The sequence below is a fragment of the Desulfovibrio biadhensis genome, assembly GCF_055388615.1.
Window position 1 is genome coordinate 377,389 of record NZ_AP042477.1, and the last position, 22,210, is coordinate 399,598.

A 22,210-nucleotide genomic window follows, 5' to 3' on the forward strand; every position below is an offset into this window, starting at 1 on the left:
CGGAAAGGCAATATGCGACTTTTCCCTCGAAATGACAATTCTCTGTTGCAACCCGAATTCTGCGTGCTCATGGGCGTGGCTTTTCTTGCATTCTGCAACATATCCCTATTTTACGGGCTTAATGCCTATCTCGAAACCCAGCACATTCCACCACTGTGGCGGGGAATTTTACTGTCACTGGAGCCATGCACAGCCCTGATAATTCGCCCGGTAGCCAGCCTGTTTCTGACATCGCGCAACAGTCTTTGGGTGGTAGGGGGCGCTCTGGTACTTTTGATAGCAGCCCTGTGCTCCTATTCCCTGGCGCACTCCATCTGGTCCCTTGCCCTTGTCCGCATTTTCCATGGATTGGGATTCGTCCTGCTTATCTCCGCCCTGGTAACTATTTTGGTCGAGATCATCCCCCCGCAACGAAGCGGCCAGGCATTCGGATTCTTTACCATCGCCTCACTGCTGCCCTATGCGGTACTGCCTCCCATCGCCGAACGGCTGGTGTCACTGGTAGGCAGCGAGCCGCATGTCTATGCGCTGTTCTCTCCTTTGTTGCTGTTGCCACTCATGGCCCTGCCCTATCTGAACAAACACAGGCGCATTCGATCCAAAGACGGCAGGGCCGTAAACCAACGCCCTCTCCTTGCTGATATCCGGACAAACCTCAAAACGCCTGGAATCGCTTCATTGCTGGTCGCCAGCGGACTGGTATTCACCGCCACCACAGTGGTGTTCTTCTTCATGAAAGACAGATTGCTGGAGCTCAACATCGCCAACGCCGGGCTGTTTTTCAGCATCTCCACCGCCGTCACCATAGGGGTGCGGGTGTTCTGCAGCGCCCTTTTGGATAAGGTAAACCGCGCGGCCATGCTCACGGTAACGCTGCTACTTATGGGGGTGGTATTCATACTCTTCAGCGAGGCAACAGCAGCACTATCAATATATACGCTGGCAGGTGTTTACGGTCTGTGCATCGGTTTCGCCATGCCGCAACTCAATGCATCCATGTTCGTTCTTTCTCCGCCACACCTTCGCGGATTCAACTCCAACCTGATGTTGTTCACCATGGATGCAGGATATGTGCTGGGCCCCTTGCTTGCCGGAGGGCTGCTGAACATTGGCGTGCCTACGAGCAACCTCTTTTTGTATATTGCAACGGGCCCGCTCCTGGCCGCGATGCTGTCATACGGCCTCATCAGGTTCATGCGCGTGCATGTTCCAAATGCTCCACACGCAAAAGAATGAGGGTTCTTGGACCGATATTCACGAATCAATTTGACTGCGTAGATCACTTTACAAACAAACGCGTTTTTATAGAGATGCCCCCCTGCAACAGACTGTATACAGGCAATTATCACCCCGCAACCATCTAAAAAAGCTAAATACTTCATTTTAACCGCCACCACAGCAGGGTGCGATTACACTTGGACTATTGCTCAGCAATCATTTGTGTTATTAACTAATTAGCGATTGATTTTCAGCCTTCTCATTGTTAAAAGGCGTTCCTAAGTTAATCGCCTATAGCTGAAATCACTACTATTCCATTATAAAAAATCATTCTTTATTAAGGCGTTAAAGGACAGCTCAAATGTCGAATGAAACACGTAATAAAATTATTGAAACTTTTGGCAAAATCAATATTAAAACAGCGTTTTCAAAAGCCTTGATGGACACTATACATGAGTCCATCGACATTGCCGGAGAGGGTAGAGAGAATTCTGGACAAAGCGATGGAGAGAGATTTTTATTTAAGTTTTCTCAAGAGCTTTCTAACAAAATGCAAAAGGATTCAACTCTTGACACAAATAGCTACACTTTTAGTTGTAATCGTATCATAACAACCAATTGTAGCAGTTCAGACAATGATAAAAAAATAAAATACCAAAGACTAGAATGTAAAGATGCCTACAAGCCTGAAAAAGAGTACATCAGAGAATACTCATGTAAAGGCGACTTTAGCACAATTGACAACGAATACTTGTACGATCTTTGTTTATCACATTCTATCTTGCTTACCAAAGATGAACAAAGTGAAACAGCATTCCCCATCCTCGTAGATTCAAAGAACAACAAAAAATTAAAAATCGGTACCATTTTCAGTTGCGAGCTAGAGTCAAATTCTAGTGAAAAGGAAGTATTTAAAGATTTTCAGAAACTTTTAACGTCCGATGCTCCATATAAAATGTATATTGGTGGATTTAAGCAAGGGACGTCGAACGGGATTAGGAATTATTTCAAAAAGAGGATAAGACAATTATCCTTTTTATTTGATGAATTTTCAAACAGCAGCAAGAATTATATCGCTTTTGTTCCTTACTATGGAAAAGATAAACATCAACATAACTGGAACAATATAACAAAACCCCATAATCAATTTTTTTTCTATTCTTTACAAGAAAATATCAAAACCAGTAAGAATATAGACATATCTCACATCATAGATACGCATACTTACCCAATAGAGCTACATTCATAATAAGGCGTTTCTTTTTCTTCGATATAAAAAATGAGCTTCCGACTGCTGTAAGTAATGGACACAGTGCCAGCGTTCCTACCTTATGAGCCCTGGGATAGAACATTGCTACTTTCCAATATTTTTTTTGATGGCAACTGTAAAAACACAGCCCTGCTCGACAAATCTAAAAAGTGATAAAACTGCTCAGAGCCTACAAAAACACAGCAAAACAAGCACAAGCAAATCTCGGGCTAGGCATGCGCCAGAAACATGTTCGTCACAGAGATGAGAACAAGCCGGGCAGATCGGCGACCATCGCTTTTAGGGCATCGCGCACATGTCTGAAATCCTCATTAATCCTCGCGCACTCTCCTGGTTTCCTCTTTGCGCTGCAGAAACGCTTAATACTCATTGCCTATTCCTAAAGGCCTGAATCCAGGGCGCATCCCACACACTATCCGTACCCCCAAAACAGTCTGCAATAACCAGTGACCCCATGCATCACCACGCATGACGGAGAACATTTTCCAGCCATGTAAATCTTTCCAATAAAGCCCCTTTCCTCCTGAAACACTAGGACATTGCTCACCCAAGATATTAACATACTTAATTAAACTATTTGCAAAAATACTCCAAACACACAGTTGTAATCACGAATTGCTATTTGTTTTTTCCACAGTCAAACTATTAACAATGTTGATTGAATATAGCCGAAAACATTTCAACTGCCCCTGGAGTTTTTGCATGGCCACCTCGCTGCCCGGTATATGCCGTATCTGCAAAGAAGGGTGCGGCCTGCTAGTTTCCCGAAATGCCGACGGACTTACCATCGCAGGAAACCCGGAACATCCAGTAAGCAAAGGTTTTATCTGTTTTCGCGGAAAGCAGTTCAGCAATGTTCAGGACTCCCCTGCCCGCCTGTCGACACCGCTCCTGAAATCCAAATCCGGCCATAAGCCCATTTCTTGGGACGACGCCCTCGACCTGATCTGTGAGAAGTGGGTTGACTCCAGGCAAGCTTACGGCCCGCAGAGCGTTTGTCTGCTCAAGGGAGAATCGCTAAAGCACCAGGAAGTCACCGCCTTTTTACGGCATCTGGCATACGGTTTCGGAACGCCCAACGCCCTTTCTGTGGGAAGCATCTGCCACAATTCCCTTGCCCTGGGCCACGGCCTGACATACGGCGGCATCCCTGCCCCAAATTGGGACCGTCTGCAAAGCATCCTTTTCTGGGGTGTGAACCCGGCCAACTCCATGGCCAAAACCTTTGAACGCATCAAAGCGGCCCGTAAACGTGGCGTGGCAATGATAGCCGTGGACCCGTCCGAAACGCGAACCACGCGGCTTTGCGACGCCCACCTTCGCATTACGCCTGGGACAGACGGCCTCCTGGCTCTGGCATTCATAAAATATTTTTCGGAAAAAGCCGGGCTTGCACCCGCCCCTGAAGAATCCGAAGGGTGGGAGGAGCTGGCCGCCTTCTTGGCGACAACCAGCCTGGCGGATCTTCTGACTCCGACAAATATTGCAACAGAGGATTTCCTCCATGCGGCCAAGCTGCTCCTTGAGCACCCCCCCGTATGGATTCAGACAGGCCTGGGTCTGGAATTGTCACCTGGTGGCGTGCAGTCAATCCGCACTATCGCCTGCCTTCAGGCACTTCTCGATCCTCAAGCCCGTCCGCCCAAGCGCTGGGGCAAGCTAAAACCCCTTCCTGGCAAGGACCGGTATCCCGAACGACTGCCCCCCATTGGCGCAGATGAATTTCCTCTGTTTTACGCATCCAAGGGTGAAGGACAGGCTATGCGCCTGCCCCAGGCCATTCTGCAAAGCGACCCGTACCCGGTGAAGACGATGTTCATAGCCGGGTCCAACCCCATGCTCACATTTCCCGACCCCGCACTATTGGGCAACGCTCTGGCGCATCTCAATTTCCTTGTTGTCTTCGACCTTTTTCCAACGCAGACCGCAAAACTCGCGGATCTCATTCTCCCGGCAGCCACCCATCTGGAACAGTTCGAGCTCCATGACTACGTTCAGACAGGGATGCCCTACCTGGGTTTGATCAACCCAGCCGACGATACTGGCAAAGGGTGGCCCATATCAAAAGTGGTCTTTGAAATGTCCCGGCGATTGGGACTTGGTCATCTTTTCCCCTGGGAGGACAACCGTCAGGCATTAATTGATCGCATGGCAGGGACCGGTATCGAATTCGACGAAATTGCGGCAACCCCTGGCAAATGCATTGCCTACGACCGCCCTGCATCCATGCCCGGGATTTGGAACACAGCTGATGGCAAAATCCATTTTCGCGCGGACAACGTAGGGGAGCAGGGGCAACCGGCCATTCCCACCCCTGAAAGCTGCCGCCCGCCTCTTGAATTGTATGCTGATTTTCCTTTCATGCTTTCTACTGGAGACAGGCTCCCCCACTATCAACACAGCCAATTCCGCATGATTGAAGCATATCGGCGTATGGCGCCAGAGCCTGTCCTGGACATCCACCCCCTGGCTGCAGCCGAACGCGGTCTCAATGATGGAGAAACAGTCGAATTGACGACGCCTTGGGGCAATATGGACATCACATTGGCGCTTTCCGACGACCTAAGGCCGGACTGTCTGCGCCTGGCCCATGGATGGGACGAGGCCAATGCCAACAGTCTGGGAGCCTTTGAAAACCTGGACCCCATTTCCGGGTTTCCTTGGCTCCGGGCTTTGCCTGCAAAAATAGGCAAAAGGCGGACATCATGACAAAGCCCACCCCAAGCCACGAACTTTCCCGGCGCGACAGCATGACTCCCGGCCAGCGCATGGCTGCCCTTGTAAAGGGCGGTAAGCCCGATCGGGTGCCATACGTACCCTTTGCCGGATCGTTTTCCGCAACCGTGGCGGGCATAGACCGCGGCCAGTACTACCGCGACCCCAAAAACGCTTTCCAGGCCGGACTGAAACTCATGGAAGTCTATCCCTGGATGAACACCCGGCCAGGATACGGCTGGGCCGAACGCGGGGCTTGGGAATTTGGCGGAGAAATAATCTGGCCTGACGGCAACCGCTACCCTGCCCCTGTTTCCTTTGACCCCGTGATCACCCGCCCTGAGGAGGTGGAGGATCTACCGGACCCGGACCCGGCCACTGCCGGGATGATGCCCCTGGTGGCCCGCTTTAACGAGTTGTCCAGAAGTAAGGGTTTTCCTGCGTCATTACCTGGAGGCACCCCTACCACCCTCACCGCCGGGATAGTGGGCCGGGACACCTTTCTAAAATGGCTGCTGCGGCACCCCGACGCGGTGCACGCTGTGCAGCGCAAGGTAACGGATTTCATTATTCGGGCGGCGATCAAAACGATCCGTACCTATGGCGCTGAAAACTGCACCCTGTTTAGCGGCGTGCCCATGGAATCGAACCAACTCATCTCTCCCCAGATGTTCGAGACTTTTTGCAAGCCGTATATCAAGGAGCTTTTCGATTTTTACGCTGATGCGGGTGTGACCAAGGTCACCGTGCACCTTTGTGGCGATCACACCCTGAACGCGGTCCATTGGAAGGACGTCACACTCCCGGATAGAACCATCTTTTCCATCGGTCATGAGATGGACATCGAGGACACAGGGGGCGTTGTGGGATCAAACCATATAGTGGCCGGCAACATGAATAACGCGATCATACAAAATGGCACGCCAGAAGAAGTGCGAGCCGAGGCGCGACGGTGTCTGGAATCAGGTAAGCGTCATCCAGGCGGCTTTGTGCTTATGCCCGCCTGTGGCTTTCCTCCGGACACGCCATTGGAAAATGTGGAAGCCATTGCCCAAGGGCTCTTGGATTGCGGCTTTTACGACTAGAGAGATTATTGATGCAGCTTAAAATCAAGGATTTATGCAAAAGTTTCCCCGGTAACGGTCAGGGGCCTGCCGCCATTCTCGATGAAATTTGTGTGGAAGTCGGCAAAGGAGAATTTCTTTCCATCGTGGGCCCCAGCGGGTGCGGCAAGTCCACACTGTTGGAGATCATTGCCGGGCTCCAACCATGCAGCAGCGGTGAAATTCTGGCGAACGATCAACCCATGGCCCGGTCCGGGTTGAGCTGCGCCATTGTTTTTCAGCAATACGGCCTTTTCCCGTGGCTTACAGTCCGGGGCAATGTGGAATACGGCCTTAAGGTGAAGGGAATAGCCAAAAAGGAACGACGCGAGATCAGTCAGACGTATCTCTCCATGGTCCGCCTCGACGGGTACGAAAGCTACTACCCACATGAACTTTCAGGAGGCATGCAACAGCGTGTGGCCTTGGCCCGCTCCCTGGCCGGACAGCCGGACATTCTGCTTCTGGACGAACCATTCGCCGCCCTGGACGCACTTACCAAGGAGCGCTGCCAGCAGGAACTCCTGTCCATCTGGCATGAGACGGGGCTCACGGTCATCTTTGTTACCCATGACGTAGCAGAGGCTGTCTTTCTCTCCGACCGCATTTTGTTTCTATCGCGCAATCCAGGCCGGATCATCGAGGATATAGAGGTCCCAATTCAAAGGCCGAGAAACGTCGAAATGCGCATGAGCGAAGAATTCAGGCGCACCGAACACCACGCCCGCAAACTTCTGGTTGCAGCGCACGAATCACAGGCCTCCCACTGAAGAATTGATCTTACGGGCAACGTTTTCAAGGAGAAGGACTAATGCCGCGATGTAAGAAAAGTAAGGCTGCCACACTGCTACGGGGCATGCTCCTGCCCGTCCTCATCCTGGCTCTATGGGCCATTGCCACTACTTTCTGGACGATACACCCCTTGTTTCTGCCGAAGCTTTCGGACGTGATCAATGACTTCATCCATTATCTCGGTACGGGTGAACTCTTGAGCCAAACCATCTCCAGCATGCGCCGCTGCCTTATAGGCTTCCTGGCAGGTTCCGCCTTGGGCATCAGCATGGGCATCCTTTTGGGATGGTATAGCAAACTTCACGACTACTTCGATTTTGTAATAAATTTTCTCCGTTCCATCCCCAAAACCGCACTGGCGCCTTTTTTTATTGTCTGGTTCGGCTTTGGCGACCTTCCCAAAGTGCTTTTGGTGGGGCTGGGCGCATTTTTCTACACACTCATCCCAACCATCGAGGGGGTAAAGAACGTCGACTCCCTTTACATCAAGTCAGCCCGTTCCATGGGCGCAACCGACGGACGCATATTGGGCACGATAATTCTGCCCGCAGCCATGCCGTCCATGTACGCAGGCTTGCGCATCGCCGCAGCAACCTCCCTGGTCATTCTGGTCTTTGTGGAAATATTGGCCGGGGATAACGGGCTTGGCTACATGCTGGAGCAGGCAAGAGCCAGCCTGAACATGACAACCATGTTCATGGACCTCATCGTGCTCGGCGTCATCGGCTACAGCATCGACAGATTCGTCCGTTTTACTGAAGCCAAACTCATGCCCTGGCGCAAGGGTAAGACCATCTCTGTCTGAAACCCAAACCACAAGGAAGACCTGATCATGAAACGCATGTTTTCAAGCCTTTTGCTCTTGACCCTGCTCTTGACCATCTGCAGCGCCCCCGTTCTATACGCAGAGGACGCGTCAGCTGAAATGCCGCACATGAAGCTGGTATACTCGCCCTACGACTTCACCCTGGACGTACTTGTGGCTATAGAAAAAGGTTTTTTCAAGCAGGCAGGTCTTGATCTTGAGCCAGTCTCCCTTGAAGGCGGCACTGCGGTGATTATCTCCACCCTGCACAGGGGCGAGGTCGACGGCTGCTTCATTTCCTCTTCCGGCGCGCTCACAGCCATCGACAAAGGCATTCCTTTGGTCATGGTTTCAGGCATCGGCAACCGCACGTTCGACTTTTACACCCTTAAGGATTCGCCTGTTAATACTTTGGCCGACTTCGAAGGCCGCAAAGTGGGCAATGCCCCCCGGCCCGGAGGTCCTTGGCTTGCGCTGATTTATGACCTGGAAACCAACGGAATCAATGCCACCTCAATGGACGTCAAGTTCGAAAGCGACCGCTTGTCCGGGCTCCTTTCCGGCCAGCTCGAAATAATCAATGGAAGCTCTTACATTCAGGCTTTCTACGGGGATTCCGTAAAGAAAGTATGGGTTTGTACAGCCAGCAAATACATTTGGAATTCCTGCGGCTGGTGGTTCAAGCCTGAGTACCTTGAAGAGAATCCTGAAGCGGTCAAGCGTTTCGTTGAAGGTATTACCCTGGCGCGCACCTGGATGAGCGAACATTATGATGAGACTGTAGCCATGCTCGCGAAAAGTCGCCACCTGGATCTCAAAAAACTTCAAATGCCTCTTCCCTTGCCGACCTTTGATATTCCGCCCGTGGTCTACAAATACGGCTTGAGAAAGACCGCTGAAATCATGCTCAAGTATGACCTTATCAAAAACCAGCCTGATATCGACGCCAGCGTTGACGGACGTTTCGCCAAAGTTATCGACACGGATTACTAGCAACTCAAGGAAAAACACTGTGAATCAGATGCATTCCCTTGAACGCCTCCTCGGCGCTTTGGCCGGGGAGGCGGTGGACCGCGTTCCGGTGGTCATCCCCGGCGGCATGATGGCCGGCACATTGTATGAGCTTTTGCACGATTCAGAGTTGGGCTATCCCGACATCCATACCGACCCACAAGCAATGGCCGCCTACGCGCGCCTGCTTCGGGAACGCTGTGGCATTGACAACTACGGTGTCCCCTTCTGCATGACCATCGAAGCCGAAGACTTTGGTGCGCCGGTGGACCTGGGCACCATGATCAAGGAACCCAGAGTCACAGCCTATGCGGTAGATAAACTGGCCGAAGTGTTACAACTGGCGCCCGAGGCGTGTCCAAGACATGAGACCACCCTGGAGGCGATCGGCTTATTGCGAGGCGAGGACGTCCCTGTCTTGGGCAATCTTACCGGACCCGTGTCTCTTCTGACCTCCCTGATAGAACCTTGCACGGCATATAAAGCCATGGCCAGAGAGCCTGAACTGGCCGCAAGCGCTTTTGAGGCCGTCACCGGCCACATCGCCGATTTCGCCCGCCAGCAAGTAGCCGCAGGGGCCGACGTCATTGTCCTGGCCGCCCCCGGTGCTTCGGGTGAAATCCTGGGGGAGGCGTGCTTCCGCAAGTTTGCTGCGCCCATGCTGCAACGGGTGGTAGCCGCTGCCAAAGATGCGGGCGCCCCTGTGATTTTACATATATGCGGCGACATAATGCCTGTGGCTGATGCCTTGGATGATATCGCCTGGGACGCCATGTCCGTTGATTCCGTGGTCAGTCTGAAACGGCTCAAAAAAAGATTCCCGGACCGCGCTCTCATGGGGAACGTGTCCACTCATCTATTAGGCGTGGCGGACCCGGACAAAGCGTTCCGTTCGTCCACTCGGGCTGTAGAAATTTCCACCATTCTGGCTCCGGCATGCGGGCTTCCCACCTCCACCCTGACCGAGAACATTAAGGCCATGGTTCAGGCAGCCAAGAACGCTTCAGCCAAGCTCGGGACAGTCTGCGGTGTGGAGGAGGAACGTGTCTGAGAACAGCGTTCCTTTGACCCTTATGCCAGGGGGACGGCGCTTCGAGGCCCAGCTCGGGGGGTCTTTGCACGACGCCCTTGTCAGGGCGGGAATAAACATCGCTTCAGCCTGTGGCGCTCGTGGAGGTTGCGGCAAATGCCGGGTCCGTATCAAGGGATCGCTGCCACCGCCGGATGAACACGAACTGCGCCACCTTTCGGCAAATGATATCAAATCCGGGCTTCGTCTGGCCTGCCGGATATTTCCCGTTGCCCCATTGGAAGTAGAAGTGGCAGGCCACACCACTGGGGCCATGAGCCTCACCGTAATCCCAGAAAAACGCACCCATGCAAACGAAAAATGCGCTGCAGCCGTGGACATTGGCACCACGGGTGTTAAGGTGCAGCTTATATCCCTGGAGGCAGAAGAGGAGCTGACCAAAGCCTCCCTGCTGAACCCGCAACGGGTTTTCGGCCACGATGTCATGAGCCGCATACACGCCGCAGAGTCCTCAAACGCGGCCGAAATCATGACAACGACCATCCGTGAAGCCATTGAGAATTGCATTATGGAGTCACTCAAGGCACTGGGTGCTCCCATAAGCTCCCTGGCCCGTATCGTGATTTCAGGCAATACGGTCATGCAGCATTTTCTACGCGGCCTCGACGTGACCGGTATGGGGAAATACCCCTACCCCTCAGTGAGTCTGGAAGCATGGCGCGGCAACGCCGGCGAGCTTGGATTCCTCCACCTGAAAGACGTTCCAAGCATGTGCCTTCCTTCCATATCCGCATATTTGGGGGGCGATCTGGTCGCGGGTCTTCTAGCCCTTGGTGCGCACCGGGGCGAAAGTGATTTTCTATTGATAGATATCGGGACCAACAGCGAAATCATTCTCGCCAGCGGTTCAACTATCGCGGCAACATCCTGCGCCGCAGGACCAGCCCTGGAAGGAATGAACATACACTGTGGCATGACTGCCTGCCCGGGGGCCATCGATAGTGTCAGCCTGAATAACGACGCGCATTTCACAACTCTCGAGGGAGCGCCCCCTTTGGGCCTGTGCGGCTCCGGCATTATAGACCTTTTGGCCGAACTGCTCAGGGTTGGCATTGTAGATGCCAACGGCCGTATGAGCCCCGGCGACAATGGCCGCCCGCAGAATCTGTCAGGTACATTATCAGAAGGGCTGCTCCAACGCCTGGACAAAGTCGGCAAGGCCACTGCCTTCCGCCTCGTAGACGCCATCTTGTTCACGCAGCAAGACGTGCGTCAGGTTCAGCTCGCCAAGGGCGCCATCCTTTCAGGGCTGAAGACCCTTCAGGACCAGACAGAAATAACGGCCAAGGATATCTCCAGGGTTTTCATCGCTGGCGAATTCGGCCTGAATCTCAAATTGGAGAATCTGCTCCGGCTTGGTTTCCTGGATAATTTTTCAGCTGCTTCGCACACCTTCATCGGCAACAGCAGCATTGCCGGCGCCAAAATGATAGCCCGGAATCCTGAGCTTTTGGCCGACGCAGAGGCAATCGCCCGCCGTGTGGCGGCTTTCCCGCTTTCCACCCACAAAAACTACCAGGACATATTCGTCCGCTGCCTGCGTTTTCCAGAACAAGATACGCACCGACAGCAGATACAGGAGGGATAGACCATGGATGAAACCTGCCAAAAAATCTTGAGCAAACTCGCCACAACGGTGGTGGAAATGGACGAAGACGGCGCCGCGGCAGCAGCCCAGGAGGCTCTGGATAGAGGTATTAAAGCCCATGTGGCCATCATCGAAGGCCTTTCCAAAGGCATGGAGGAAGTGGGAGAAAAATACGAAAGCGGCGAATACTTCATCCCGCAACTCCTCGTTTGCGCTGACGCCATGGATGCTGGTGTAGACGTACTCAACCCCCATCTTGAAAAGGATTTTACCAGCCAACGCGGGCGCGTCGTCATTGGTGTGGTTGAGGGCGACACGCATGATATCGGGAAAAATCTGGTCAAGCTCATGCTCGAGGCGGCCAACTTCGAGGTTCTCGACCTGGGGCGTGACGTACCCCTTGATCAATTCCTGGACAAGGCTAAGGAATTTGATGCCCAACTCATCTGTATGTCTACCCTGATGACAACAACCATGGACGGAATGGCCAAAGTAGTGGAGGCAGTACGCGAGCAAGGATTGGCGAATCGCTTCCGGACCATGATCGGTGGCGGTCCCGTATCCCAGTCATTTGCAGATAAAATCGGCGCCGACGGCTATGCAGGAGACGCGGTCAACGCAGTCCGCATGGCCAAACAATTGGTTGCTGAAAAGGTATAATCACAAGCCCCATGTAAAAGATGTCAGCAAGCTTCGCAAAAATCATACGAGGGAAAGCTGCTATATAAGAAAACATGGCATGTGAGAGAAGAATCCGCGTCACAGAGAGGAGAACAAGCCGGGCAGATCGGCGACCATCGCTTTTATGGCATCGCGCACACGCCTAAAATGATCCATGGCTTCTTCCTCGTTTGCCGCGTTTTTGGCAAGGGCAGGCGGATCATCGAAGCCAACATGGACAACCTTTGTCCGGGCCGGAAAAAACGGGCACTGCTCATGGGCGTTGTTGCATACGGTCACGACGTAATCAAACACGACGTCTTTCGGCAATTCATCCGTGGTTTTGGACTGCTGCATGCTGATGTCGACACCGGCTTCCGCCATGGCCTTCACTGCCATGGGGTTGAGCCCATGCTTTTCCACACCTGCCGAATAGGCGGTGAAGACATCCCCCTTGAGGTGGCGCGCCCACCCTTCCGCCATCTGGCTGCGGCACGAATTCCCCGTGCATAAGAAGAGAATATTCATTGCGATTTCCTTTTTTCTAACAGTTACATTTTGCGGAACCTTCAAAGCTTCCCATCATCGCTTGAATACGCCCCGCTTACCGAACCCTTTGTGGCTGGCCCCGCCATGCCGACTCCAGGCGCTTCCGTGCTCTTTACGAAAAGGGGCGTTTCCTTATGTCAGGACCCTTTTGAGACAACTGCGGCGTCACATTTCACATGGCAAACACCGGCAATGGTTTCCACTGCATTGGGGAAAAATTTCCGCTTGAAAAACAAGGCGACATTAACCAGAGCGATGAGCACAGGAACCTCCACCAAAGGGCCGATGACCGCGGCAAAGGCTTCTCCGGAATTGATGCCAAAAACCGCAATGGCCACCGCTATGGCAAGTTCGAAGTTGTTGGACGCCGCGGTAAAGCTCAGCGTGGTTGCCTGCTCGTATGTGGCGTCGGCCTTGTAGGACAGGTAAAAAGACACAAGAAACATGACCAGGAAATAGATGCTCAGAGGAATAGCAATACGTATGACATCGAGGGGCAGTTGGATGACCTTGTCGCCCTTGAGAGAAAACATCACCAGTATCGTGAACAGGAGGAAGACAAGCGTCAGGGGGCTGATACGGGGAATGAACGTATTCTCATACCACTCCCGCCCTTTGCTCTTGATGCCCACGAATCGCGTCAGCATGCCGGCCATGAATGGGATGCCAAGGTAGATGAACACGCTCTCGGCTATCTGCCCTATGGAAATATCCACAACCATGCCCTGCAAACCAAACCAGCCCGGTAAAACCGTGATGAACAGATAAGCGTAAACGGAAAAAAAGAGCACCTGGAAGATGGAATTGAAGGCCACAAGCCTGCGCAGTATTCGGTATCGCCCTTTGCAAGGTCATTCCAGACAATGACCATGGCGATGCAACGCGCCAACCCGATAAGGATGAGCCCCACCATGTATTCGTGTTCGCCTGAGAGGAACGTTATGGCGAGGGCGAACATGAGAATCGGACCAATGACCCAGTTCTGTACAAGCGAGAGCGCAAGCACCTTGACGTTTCGAAATACCTGCCCGAGTTGCTCGTATTTCACTTTTGCAAGGGGTGGGTACATCATCAAAATAAGGCCGATGGCAATGGGAATGTTGGTTGCGCCCACCTGAAAAGAATTGATGACATTCTTAATATCCGGGTACAGGTACCCCCCGCCGACCCCAGCGAACATGGCCAGGAATATCCAAAGCGTAAGATAACGGTCCAGGAAGGACAGCTTTTTTACGACAGATGCAGACATATTCACCCCCTTTGTGCCAGTTAATCACACTTGTCCGCGTTTTTCGTCTCGAGGTAGTGACAAAGCCGTTGATAATCATCTTTGGCCTGGGGCATATGCGGCATCCCCTTCCGCAAAACGGCCAGCACCCCGGACTGAATGAAGTCGTCGGGTGCGGCCAGGCTGTAGTAGATCCATTTCCTGCTTCGCCTGCTGAGAACCCAGCCGGATTTTTTCAAATAGGACATGTGTCTCGAGACCTTGGATTGAGGCAATTCCAGGGCTTCCATGAGATCGCAAACGCACAGCTCGCCGTGTTCAAGCAAACACAGGAGCCGCAGCCGTGTCGGATCGGAGAGTGCTTTGAGACGTTCCGCAAGAATTTCCATGGCGGCAACATATCTGCCTATGCGGATTTGTCAATAGGTATACTGCAATGTCACTGAAACGTCATGTCCGGTGGGATTATTACGCATTCAAAGGGCGCCAAGCCGTCGCGTATTTCATCACGTTTACAGGTGGTATCATGCCCTAGCGTGGGGCCCCCCTGACTGCGCTCTCTCCTGCAATTTTTTTATGTCTCGCAAAGGCGGGGCACCAAATTGGCGGCGGTATTCCCTGCTGAACTGCGACGGACTCTCGTACCCCACTTGCAGCGCTGCGCTTGCTGCGTCGTGCTGTTCCGTAAGCATGAGGCGTCGCGCTTCGAGAAGGCGCATCTTTTTTTGATACTGAAGCGGACTCATGGCCGTTATAGTTCGAAAATGCTGATGAAACGTAGACAAGCTCATGCCGACATCCCTTGCCAGGCTCTCGATTTTCAGATGCTGCGCATAGTTCTCCCTGAGCCAATCAATGGCGCGGGCGATTCGATGGGCGTGGCTCCCAGTGGAGGCGATTTGCCGCAGACGGACTCCCTGCTCGCCAACAAGAAGCCGGTACAGGATCTCCTTATGGATAAGTGGTGCGAGAATCGGGATATCTTCTGGATGGTCCAGCAGTTCAACCAGGCGCTGCAAAGCGTGCAGCAATGGGAAACTGATTTTGCTAACAGCCATGCCCCTGCTTGGGGTGTGTTTGCGAACAGCAGGCAGATCACTGTCCACCATCATTTGAGCAATAACCTGCAAGTCGATCTTCAGAATCAGTCCGAGAAGAGGCTTTTCTTTATCCGCAGCAACGACATTTGCCGTCACAGGCAACCCCACGGAAGTAATCAGGTAGTTATTTGCATTATACACATATTCCTCATCACCGAGCACAGCACGCTTGGAGCCTTGCACAACAAGACAGATGCAGGGATCGTACATCAAAATCATAGGCTCAGAGGAAGATTCATATTTTACAAACAACAGGCCTGATATTTCTGTTTCCAGGAGACTCTTATTCGCAGTCCATTGAAATATTTGACCCGCCAATATTTTCCGAACTGCATCAAAGGTGTAATCAACTGAAGTGCTTTGGATATCCATCTCACTCCTCCAGTCTTTTTATTACCTTACCAGATACAATGTGATATGAACAATATGTTCATCACCATTTTCGGAGAATCAGGCAATAATCGGAGGTTATTTGTCTATCGCATTTTCATGTATTCATAGTATTATTGCTTGAGGATGCAGAAAATAACGGCAAGTACTGAATTACAAAGTATTTGGAGGAGCCATGATCGAATTGCATGTGAATGGTACGAAAAAGCAGGTCGATGTAGATCCGGAAACACCTCTACTATGGGTGCTGCGAGACAACCTGGGCATCACAAGTGTCAAATACGCTTGCGGTATTGCCGAATGCGGTTTGTGTACGGTCCTCATCGATGGTGAAGCCCAGCGCTCCTGCGTCATCATGGTTGGAGATGCACAAAATGTTGCGATCACCACCATTGAAGGCTTACCCGAAAATCATCCTGTAAAGGTGGCCTGGATTGAGAAACAGGCGCCCCAGTGTGGCTACTGTCAGCCTGGCATTATGCTGCAAACGGTTGACTTTCTGTCAAAAGAACCAAACCCCACCGAGGCGCGAATCAATGAAGTCATGGACGACGTCATTTGCCGCTGCGGGTCACATCCGAGGATCAAGCAGGCCATTCTTGCGGCAGCCGCAATGACCGCCAAGCAGGGAGGTCAGTCATGAAGACAGAAATGACGCGAAGATCCTTTTTGAAGCAAACCAGCCTGGTCATTGCCACCACCGTTATTTCAGGCCATTTCGAGTTTTTTAACGCCTCTTACTCTGTGGCTGCAAAGGAACTCTCCTTCAAACCCCACGCGTTCCTGGAGGTAGCCGACGACGATACGGTTACTGTCTGGGTGGGGCAAACAAACCTTGGTCAGGGCACACATACCGGCATTCCCATGATAATTGCCGATGCCTTGGACGCGGCCTGGGAGAATGTGCATGTGAGAACAGCCCTTGCGGCAGAACCCTTCAAGGACCCCATGTGGCACGTCCAGGTAACAGGGGGCAGTACCAGCATTCGTCATAGATGGAGCTTGCTGCTTCAGGTCGGCGCCGCCGCACGGCAGATGCTGCTACAAGCGGCAGCAGAAAAGTGGGGGGTAGCAGCAGATTCGTGCACCACGCAAGAAGGCAAGGTTCTTCATCCGGACGGACACAGTCTGTCCTATGGGCAATTGGCGGAAGCGGCGAGTAAACAGCCTGTTCCTGAAAGCCCTGTCCTTGAATCCCCAGCGAATTACACCATAATAGGCACAAAGCGGCAGCGGTTTGATATTCCTGATAAGGTTGCGGGAAAAACCGTTTTCGGCATGGATTTCACCGTCCCGAACATGTGTACGGCCGTGGTGGCCAGACCGCCCCAGTATGGCGCAACACTCAAAACCTACGACAATGAGGCGGCTCTGGCCGTCAAAGGGGTTATCCAGGTGGTTCCTCTGGATAACAGGATAGCGGTTTGCGCAGAAACAACCTATGCGGCCATGCAGGGGCGAGACGCACTGAACTGCACGTGGTCGCAAGGTTCCCACCCTGATCTCGATGACACGAGGCTGAACGCCATATTCATGGAGCACCTCGACAAACCCGGAGCCGCAGTCAAAAGTGAGGGCGACGTCGAAGCAGCAATGGCAGATGCTGCGCAAACACTGGAACAGACATATAAACTCCCGTACATCTCCCACGCCCAGGTAGAACCCATGAACTGCACCGCCCATGTGGAAAAAGAACGTTGCAGGGTGTGGGCGCCAACGCAAGGGCAGACCGCCACCCAAAATACTGCCTTACATCTGACAGGGCTGCCACCGGAAAAGGTAGAGGTCATGACCCTTCCCGCTGGGGGCGGCTTTGGCCTGCGAGGGGAGCAGGACACTGTCGTGGATTCTGTATTGCTTTCCAAGGCGCTGAACCGCCCTGTAAAGGTCATCAACACCCGCGAGGACGAATTTGCCACTGACTACTTCCGCCCTGCAAGCCAATGCCGCATAAAGGGGGGGCTGGACAAGAACGGCCGGCTGGTCGCCTATGCGCATAGCATCGCCGCCCCTTCTGTCATGTCCAGACTCATGCCGGATTATGTGCAAAACGGAATCGACCCGGACGCGGTTTCCGGGGTCAGGGATAGCATTTACACGCTCCCCAATATGAACGTGACCTACGCCATGGTAAATCTGCCCATACGCGTGGGATTCTGGCGCTCGGTGGGATATTCGGTAAATGTGTTCACGGTTGAATCGTTCATGGATGAAATGGCCCACGCAGCGGGGAAAGACCCGGTACAGTTTCGCCTGGACCACATGGAAAAAGGGTCCAGACAATACAACATACTTTCATTCCTGGCCGAAAAATCCGGTTGGGGGGCGCCCGCCCCTGCTGGTAGAGGCAGAGGCGTCGCCGTCTCTTCCAACTTCGAATCCTTTGCCGCTCACATGGCGGAAGTCTCCGTGGGGGACGCAGGGGAGATAACCGTACACAAGGTGATCTGCGCACTCGACTGCGGCGTCGCTGTCTACCCTGATGCAATCCAGGCTCAGGCTGAAGCCGGAGTCGTTATGGGGTTGAGCACCGCATTTTACGAAAAAGTCCACTTTGCCAACGGCGGTGTTCTTACCTCCAACTACCACGAATACCCTGTTTTACGGATGTCAGAGGTACCGGAAATAGTAATTCATATCATGAACAGCACCCACAAGCCTGGGGGCGTTGGTGAGCCTGTACTGCCAACCGTCCCCCCAGCGGTGGCAAACGCCATTTTCAATGCTTCTGGGGTCAGGCTGCGAGAATTGCCCTTTCAAAAGGAATTACTGCAGGGGTGAGCGCCGCGGTGTTATTGTCCTGATGCTACTTTGACCATGTTGCGATGGATCAAACCCTGCCGATATGAATAAAAAGCGCCGGGCTCCCATACAGGCCCGGCGCCAAACACAATTTTTATAGATAACAACTGATTGCACCCCTGACTTCATGCATCACTCCCCGCAACACCCCTCGCACCGCCCCCCATTAGAGTTGACCAGAAAAGCGCTTTGTCCTATTCGACCCCCCTTACGTTTTTTATGCACTTTTCATACATGCATGCTGGAAAATAACTGCATGCAAGCATCAAGGACAGGGTCATGAGCAAGCGAGAGACATGGGGCTCCAGGACCGGATTTGTGCTGGCCGCTGTGGGTTCCGCAATAGGACTGGGGAATATTTGGCGATTCCCTTACATGGTTTATGACAACGGTGGAGGAGCATTCCTCATCCCCTACTTCACCGCAATGCTGTTGGCAGGCATCCCCTTCATGATGCTCGAATTCGGCCTTGGCCACAAATTCCGCGGCTCCGCCCCCCGGATATTCGCCTCCATTTCCAAGAAAGCTGAATGGTTGGGGTGGTGGCAGGTCATCGTCGCCTTTATAATCGCCTGTTACTATGTGGTCGTCATCGCCTGGACCATCGACTACTTCCTGTTTTCCTTCACACAGGCATGGACAAGCGCACCAAAGGATTTTTTCTTCAGCCAGTTCCTGAACATCACTGACTCTCCGATGAATCCGGGCGGCGTACAATGGCCAATTCTGGGCGCTGCCGTCTTTGCGTGGCTGGTGGCGTTTCTGGCCGTATTTACAGGCATCCGCGGCGGGATAGAGCGCGCCAACAAGGTATTCATGCCCCTTTTGTTCATCCTGGTGCTTGTCTTCATTGGCCGGGGCGTCATGCTGGACGGCGCGGCAGAAGGACTGAACTGGCTTTTTCGGCCTGATTTCTCCGCCCTTATGAATGGAAAGGTCTGGGCCGCCGCTTTTGGGCAGATTTTCTTCAGTCTTTCCGTTGGCTTCGCCATCATGCTTTCCTACTCCAGCTATCTGCCGAAAGATTCCGACGTGAACAACAACGCCTGCATGACCGTGTTCATCAACTGCGGTTTCAGCCTGCTGGCCGGCATCATGATTTTCAGCGTTCTGGGCTACATGGCTGCTGAACAGGGCGTCGCCGTCAAGGATGTCGTGTCCAGCGGCGTTGGTCTGGCGTTCATCACCCTCCCCACTGCCATAAACCTCATGCCCATGCCCGTTTTCTTCGGCGCGCTTTTCTTTCTGGCACTCATGTTCGCTGGGCTCACCTCCATGATATCCATCACCGAAGCCGTTGTGGCGGCAATCATAGACAAAATGGGGCTCAGCAGGAAAAAAGCAGCCATTGTGGTCTGTGGGGTCGGCTTTTTGTGCAGCACTGCCTTTACAACAGGGGGCGGTTTGCTCCTCCTCGATATTGTTGACCATTTCATCAACAATTTCGGAATATTGCTTGGAGGACTCATAGAAATCGTATTCGTCGCGTGGTTCTGTAACCTGGAATCCATGCGCAATTACGTCAACTCCGTCTCTGACTTCAGGATCAATACAGCCTGGAACCTTTGCCTGCGTTTTGTCACCCCCTTAATGTTAGGGGCCATCCTCATTTCCAACTTCATAGAGGATTTTGGCAAAAACTACGGCGGCTACACCACAAACGCCATTTTCCTCTTTGGCTGGGCGCTCCTCCTCGGCACGTTGCTGCTCGCATTGTGCCTGCCCCTCTGGCGTGGGCAATTTCAGGGCGTCATCGCCATTCATAGTGATTTTTGCACCAAAAGGAGCTGATACATGGAACTGACAGCCATACTGACCATGGCCTGCGGCATAGTCATCACATGGGGGGGCGCCGCCATTTGCCTGCGCATCGCCATGAAAAAAGACAACTGAATCAGCACCAGTTCACAGGGAATAAACAAGGGTAATCATAACGATTACCCTTTTTTTGTGCTCCAACATAGTGGCACCAGCTCTGCTTTCGTGCAGACCGTGCGGGTCTATTTGTAGACACACTGACGGACTGACGGAGCGCGTATGGGTAGGTTATTTTTGACTATACATTGTACATATTCCACAAATAACAAAATATTTCCTTTAGAGCTGTGAGAAGCAGTTTGTGTGAAAAGTCCAACCCAGGGTAGCTTCATTGCAGACGAGAAGCTTCTGACGAAAACGCCCCTTGAAATACCGGACGGCCTCAGTTTCACCGCGTTAAGTGTATCCCCCTCCGGCCACCTCCGTCTTCTCATGAGGGATCTGCGGCATATTACTGCCCGTCCTTAGCGTAGACCCCGAGTACGGCTGGATAGTAAACGATTGTCGACGAACGGAGAATTATTCCTCTCACCTCTGGCGGCAATTAACACTTTACAGATGAGGGATCTTTTTCTCACGCCATCAAAGCTGGAGGTTTATTTCTTCTGAAGTGCCCGCTTTCTGCCTTTATCTCAAAATACCTTACAAATGCTCCCCGCCATCATTTTACCCGAGTTTTATGCTTTGACATTTAATGCTACGATTGGATACCGTTTCTGACGGATGGTTCTCCATGTGGAGATATAAAGGGAATCCGGTGCGAATCCGGAACGGACCCGCCGCTGTAATCCGGCCTTGGCTGCAACCCAGGAAGTTACGGCGTCCCACAAAGCCACTGTTCATTTGTTCTGAGCGGGAAGGCGGGGCGCACGTCCGGAAAGTCAGAAGACCTGCCATCCTGTTTCCCTGTTTCATGGCACGGGTTATTGCCGGCAAGGGGATGGTGGCATCCGGGCTTTATCCCATACCCTTGGCCGCTCCTCCTCATTCCGGTTCACTACAACTTTTCAGAACCACTGAGGAGAGCTCATGTCTCACCCCACCCTTTCTTCTGTTTTCACCACCATTTTGCTCCATGCTGTGGACAAGCATTAATGTGGCGGTGATTTCCAATGACATCCTGGAAACAAAACAGTCATATACCTTGCCTGCATCATGCTGACGAAAATGGCGGCTGCCACGATCACCACCACGATCACGACCATGAACATGGCCAAGACCACGGGCATGACCATGAACATGGCCGATCGCGCCCAGAGCGCCCAGGCATTCTGCTGGCAGCATTTGGAGTAGCCATTCCAGACGCCCGGGCCGGATACGAAGCATTGGAGCGCGAGGTACACACACGTTTTCCCGATATCCCCGTACGCTGGGCATACACCGCTCATAAAATCCGACGCAAGCTTGCAGCCCGCGGCTTTGCAAACGATTCCGTGGCTGTCGCGCTTTCCAGGCTGCATGATGAAGGCGTGACCCATCTGGCGGTGCAGTCCCTGCATACAGTGCCCGGAGTGGAGTACCACTGGGCTCTGGACCAGGCGCACGTCTATCAACATCCGCGCAAGGGGTTCCTCCAGGTCCAGGTAGGCGCTCCACTGCTTATGGCTGAAGAGGACCTGCACAGCACAGCAAATGCGCTATCCGGGTACCTGCCGCCAGATCGCAGCACTGACGAAGCAGTCATACTTGTTGGGCACGGCACATATCATGCAGGCCATCAGCGATACCTGGACTTCGAGGCCATTGTGCGCCAGCGCGACCCTCTTGTCTTCATGGGCACGCTCATGGGCAGGCCGAACTGCGATGAGATTCTTTCGCGGATTCAGGAATCAGGCGTAAAACGTGTGTGGCTGCTGCCCTTCATGAGCGCGCCGGGGCATCATGTGCGCGTTGATATCGCCGGTGAAGGACCACGATCCTGGAAAAGCCGCATGACCGCAGCCGGTCTCGATGTACGCACCTGCATGACCGGCACAATGGAGCACCCTCCCTTCCGTTCGCTGTGGCTGCACCATCTCGAAAAAACGTTTATGGCCACGCAGCCAGTTTCCTGCAACAAAGGAGAATAATT

Annotated in this window: 19 protein-coding genes, 1 pseudogene and 1 riboswitch; of the genes and pseudogenes, 16 read left to right on the forward strand and 4 right to left on the reverse strand. The window is 52.9% G+C overall.

Annotated elements, in window-relative coordinates; all coding sequences use genetic code 11:
* Positions 1-12: 12 nt before the first annotated feature.
* From ACZ5EH_RS01590 to ACZ5EH_RS01635, 10 genes are all read left to right on the forward strand, one after another.
* Positions 13-1,236: an MFS transporter gene (locus ACZ5EH_RS01590; protein WP_464276391.1), complete on the forward strand. Its 1,224-nt coding sequence runs from the start codon at positions 13-15 to the stop codon at positions 1,234-1,236.
* Between the two features lie 343 nt (positions 1,237-1,579).
* The gene (locus tag ACZ5EH_RS01595) at positions 1,580-2,467 is read left to right on the forward strand and encodes a hypothetical protein (RefSeq protein WP_464276392.1); all 888 of its coding nucleotides are present in this window, start codon (positions 1,580-1,582) and stop codon (positions 2,465-2,467) included.
* Between the two features lie 723 nt (positions 2,468-3,190).
* The gene (locus tag ACZ5EH_RS01600; protein WP_464276393.1) at positions 3,191-5,197 is read left to right on the forward strand and encodes a molybdopterin-containing oxidoreductase family protein; all 2,007 of its coding nucleotides are present in this window, start codon (positions 3,191-3,193) and stop codon (positions 5,195-5,197) included.
* Entirely contained in the window at positions 5,194-6,288 is a 1,095-nt protein-coding gene (locus ACZ5EH_RS01605; protein ID WP_464276394.1) for a uroporphyrinogen decarboxylase family protein, read from the forward strand. Before ACZ5EH_RS01600 ends, ACZ5EH_RS01605 begins: the two co-directional genes overlap by 4 nt.
* 11 nt (positions 6,289-6,299) lie before the next feature.
* Positions 6,300-7,076 carry an ABC transporter ATP-binding protein gene (locus tag ACZ5EH_RS01610; protein ID WP_464276395.1) on the forward strand — a complete coding sequence of 259 codons (777 nt, stop codon included), beginning with the start codon at positions 6,300-6,302 and terminating at the stop codon, positions 7,074-7,076.
* A 41-nt stretch (positions 7,077-7,117) separates the two neighbouring features.
* On the forward strand, positions 7,118-7,903 hold the full coding sequence (locus ACZ5EH_RS01615; RefSeq protein WP_464276396.1) for an ABC transporter permease: 786 nt from the start codon (positions 7,118-7,120) through the stop codon (positions 7,901-7,903).
* Positions 7,904-7,930: 27 nt separating this feature from the next.
* Positions 7,931-8,896, forward strand: coding sequence for an ABC transporter substrate-binding protein (locus ACZ5EH_RS01620; protein WP_464276397.1), 966 nt, complete (start codon positions 7,931-7,933; stop codon positions 8,894-8,896).
* 28 nt (positions 8,897-8,924) lie between these two features.
* A complete protein-coding gene (locus ACZ5EH_RS01625; protein WP_464278248.1) occupies positions 8,925-9,965 on the forward strand; it encodes a uroporphyrinogen decarboxylase family protein in 1,041 nt (346 codons plus the stop codon).
* The gene (locus ACZ5EH_RS01630) at positions 9,958-11,592 is read left to right on the forward strand and encodes an ASKHA domain-containing protein (protein WP_464276398.1); all 1,635 of its coding nucleotides are present in this window, start codon (positions 9,958-9,960) and stop codon (positions 11,590-11,592) included. Before ACZ5EH_RS01625 ends, ACZ5EH_RS01630 begins: the two co-directional genes overlap by 8 nt.
* Before the next feature lie 3 nt (positions 11,593-11,595).
* Complete coding sequence (locus ACZ5EH_RS01635; protein WP_464276399.1) at positions 11,596-12,252, forward strand: corrinoid protein; 657 nt, start codon at positions 11,596-11,598, stop codon at positions 12,250-12,252.
* A 99-nt stretch (positions 12,253-12,351) separates the two neighbouring features.
* Here ACZ5EH_RS01635 and ACZ5EH_RS01640 read toward each other — a convergent pair whose 3' ends face one another.
* The 4 genes and pseudogenes from ACZ5EH_RS01640 to ACZ5EH_RS01655 form a co-directional block, all read right to left on the reverse strand.
* The gene (locus ACZ5EH_RS01640; protein WP_464276400.1) at positions 12,352-12,780 is read right to left on the reverse strand and encodes an arsenate reductase ArsC; all 429 of its coding nucleotides are present in this window, start codon (positions 12,778-12,780) and stop codon (positions 12,352-12,354) included.
* Positions 12,781-12,938: 158 nt separating this feature from the next.
* A pseudogene (gene arsB, locus ACZ5EH_RS01645) lies at positions 12,939-14,050 on the reverse strand (ACR3 family arsenite efflux transporter).
* Between the two features lie 20 nt (positions 14,051-14,070).
* The gene (locus ACZ5EH_RS01650; RefSeq protein WP_464276401.1) at positions 14,071-14,418 is read right to left on the reverse strand and encodes an ArsR/SmtB family transcription factor; all 348 of its coding nucleotides are present in this window, start codon (positions 14,416-14,418) and stop codon (positions 14,071-14,073) included.
* A gap of 135 nt (positions 14,419-14,553) precedes the next feature.
* Complete coding sequence (locus tag ACZ5EH_RS01655; protein ID WP_464276402.1) at positions 14,554-15,501, reverse strand: AraC family transcriptional regulator; 948 nt, start codon at positions 15,499-15,501, stop codon at positions 14,554-14,556.
* Between the two features lie 193 nt (positions 15,502-15,694).
* On the opposite strand from ACZ5EH_RS01655, the gene ACZ5EH_RS01660 reads away from it, so the two are divergent.
* The 6 genes from ACZ5EH_RS01660 (at position 15,695) to ACZ5EH_RS01685 (ending at position 22,208) form a co-directional block, all read left to right on the forward strand.
* Positions 15,695-16,162: a (2Fe-2S)-binding protein gene (locus ACZ5EH_RS01660; protein WP_464276403.1), complete on the forward strand. Its 468-nt coding sequence runs from the start codon at positions 15,695-15,697 to the stop codon at positions 16,160-16,162.
* The gene (locus ACZ5EH_RS01665; protein WP_464276404.1) at positions 16,159-18,300 is read left to right on the forward strand and encodes a xanthine dehydrogenase family protein molybdopterin-binding subunit; all 2,142 of its coding nucleotides are present in this window, start codon (positions 16,159-16,161) and stop codon (positions 18,298-18,300) included. The genes ACZ5EH_RS01660 and ACZ5EH_RS01665 overlap by 4 nt, the downstream gene beginning before the upstream one ends.
* Positions 18,301-18,600: 300 nt before the next feature.
* On the forward strand, positions 18,601-20,112 hold the full coding sequence (locus ACZ5EH_RS01670) for a sodium-dependent transporter (RefSeq protein WP_464276405.1): 1,512 nt from the start codon (positions 18,601-18,603) through the stop codon (positions 20,110-20,112).
* Positions 20,113-20,115: 3 nt separating this feature from the next.
* On the forward strand, positions 20,116-20,214 hold the full coding sequence (locus ACZ5EH_RS01675) for a MetS family NSS transporter small subunit (protein WP_464276406.1): 99 nt from the start codon (positions 20,116-20,118) through the stop codon (positions 20,212-20,214).
* A gap of 632 nt (positions 20,215-20,846) precedes the next feature.
* Positions 20,847-21,051, forward strand: a riboswitch (cobalamin riboswitch).
* 243 nt (positions 21,052-21,294) lie between these two features.
* On the forward strand, positions 21,295-21,432 hold the full coding sequence (locus ACZ5EH_RS01680; RefSeq protein ID WP_464276407.1) for a hypothetical protein: 138 nt from the start codon (positions 21,295-21,297) through the stop codon (positions 21,430-21,432).
* Between the two features lie 32 nt (positions 21,433-21,464).
* Positions 21,465-22,208 (forward strand): sirohydrochlorin cobaltochelatase, encoded by a 744-nt coding sequence (locus tag ACZ5EH_RS01685; RefSeq protein ID WP_464276408.1) that lies wholly within the window; start codon positions 21,465-21,467, stop codon positions 22,206-22,208.
* Positions 22,209-22,210: the final 2 nt, after the last annotated feature.

What these genes read in the sequence shown, in the direction of transcription:
- ACZ5EH_RS01590 (WP_464276391.1), top strand. Translation starts at nt 13, where the DNA reads ATGCGACTTTTCCCTCGAAATGACAATTCTCTGTTGCAACCCGAATTC.
- ACZ5EH_RS01595 (WP_464276392.1), top strand. Translation starts at nt 1,580, where the DNA reads ATGTCGAATGAAACACGTAATAAAATTATTGAAACTTTTGGCAAAATC.
- ACZ5EH_RS01600 (WP_464276393.1), top strand. Translation starts at nt 3,191, where the DNA reads ATGGCCACCTCGCTGCCCGGTATATGCCGTATCTGCAAAGAAGGGTGC.
- ACZ5EH_RS01605 (WP_464276394.1), top strand. Translation starts at nt 5,194, where the DNA reads ATGACAAAGCCCACCCCAAGCCACGAACTTTCCCGGCGCGACAGCATG.
- ACZ5EH_RS01610 (WP_464276395.1), top strand. Translation starts at nt 6,300, where the DNA reads ATGCAGCTTAAAATCAAGGATTTATGCAAAAGTTTCCCCGGTAACGGT.
- ACZ5EH_RS01615 (WP_464276396.1), top strand. Translation starts at nt 7,118, where the DNA reads ATGCCGCGATGTAAGAAAAGTAAGGCTGCCACACTGCTACGGGGCATG.
- ACZ5EH_RS01620 (WP_464276397.1), top strand. Translation starts at nt 7,931, where the DNA reads ATGAAACGCATGTTTTCAAGCCTTTTGCTCTTGACCCTGCTCTTGACC.
- ACZ5EH_RS01625 (WP_464278248.1), top strand. Translation starts at nt 8,925, where the DNA reads ATGCATTCCCTTGAACGCCTCCTCGGCGCTTTGGCCGGGGAGGCGGTG.
- ACZ5EH_RS01635 (WP_464276399.1), top strand. Translation starts at nt 11,596, where the DNA reads ATGGATGAAACCTGCCAAAAAATCTTGAGCAAACTCGCCACAACGGTG.
- ACZ5EH_RS01640 (WP_464276400.1), bottom strand. Translation starts at nt 12,780, where the DNA reads ATGAATATTCTCTTCTTATGCACGGGGAATTCGTGCCGCAGCCAGATG.
- ACZ5EH_RS01650 (WP_464276401.1), bottom strand. Translation starts at nt 14,418, where the DNA reads ATGGAAATTCTTGCGGAACGTCTCAAAGCACTCTCCGATCCGACACGG.
- ACZ5EH_RS01655 (WP_464276402.1), bottom strand. Translation starts at nt 15,501, where the DNA reads ATGGATATCCAAAGCACTTCAGTTGATTACACCTTTGATGCAGTTCGG.
- ACZ5EH_RS01660 (WP_464276403.1), top strand. Translation starts at nt 15,695, where the DNA reads ATGATCGAATTGCATGTGAATGGTACGAAAAAGCAGGTCGATGTAGAT.
- ACZ5EH_RS01665 (WP_464276404.1), top strand. Translation starts at nt 16,159, where the DNA reads ATGAAGACAGAAATGACGCGAAGATCCTTTTTGAAGCAAACCAGCCTG.
- ACZ5EH_RS01670 (WP_464276405.1), top strand. Translation starts at nt 18,601, where the DNA reads ATGAGCAAGCGAGAGACATGGGGCTCCAGGACCGGATTTGTGCTGGCC.
- ACZ5EH_RS01675 (WP_464276406.1), top strand. Translation starts at nt 20,116, where the DNA reads ATGGAACTGACAGCCATACTGACCATGGCCTGCGGCATAGTCATCACA.
- ACZ5EH_RS01680 (WP_464276407.1), top strand. Translation starts at nt 21,295, where the DNA reads ATGCTGACGAAAATGGCGGCTGCCACGATCACCACCACGATCACGACC.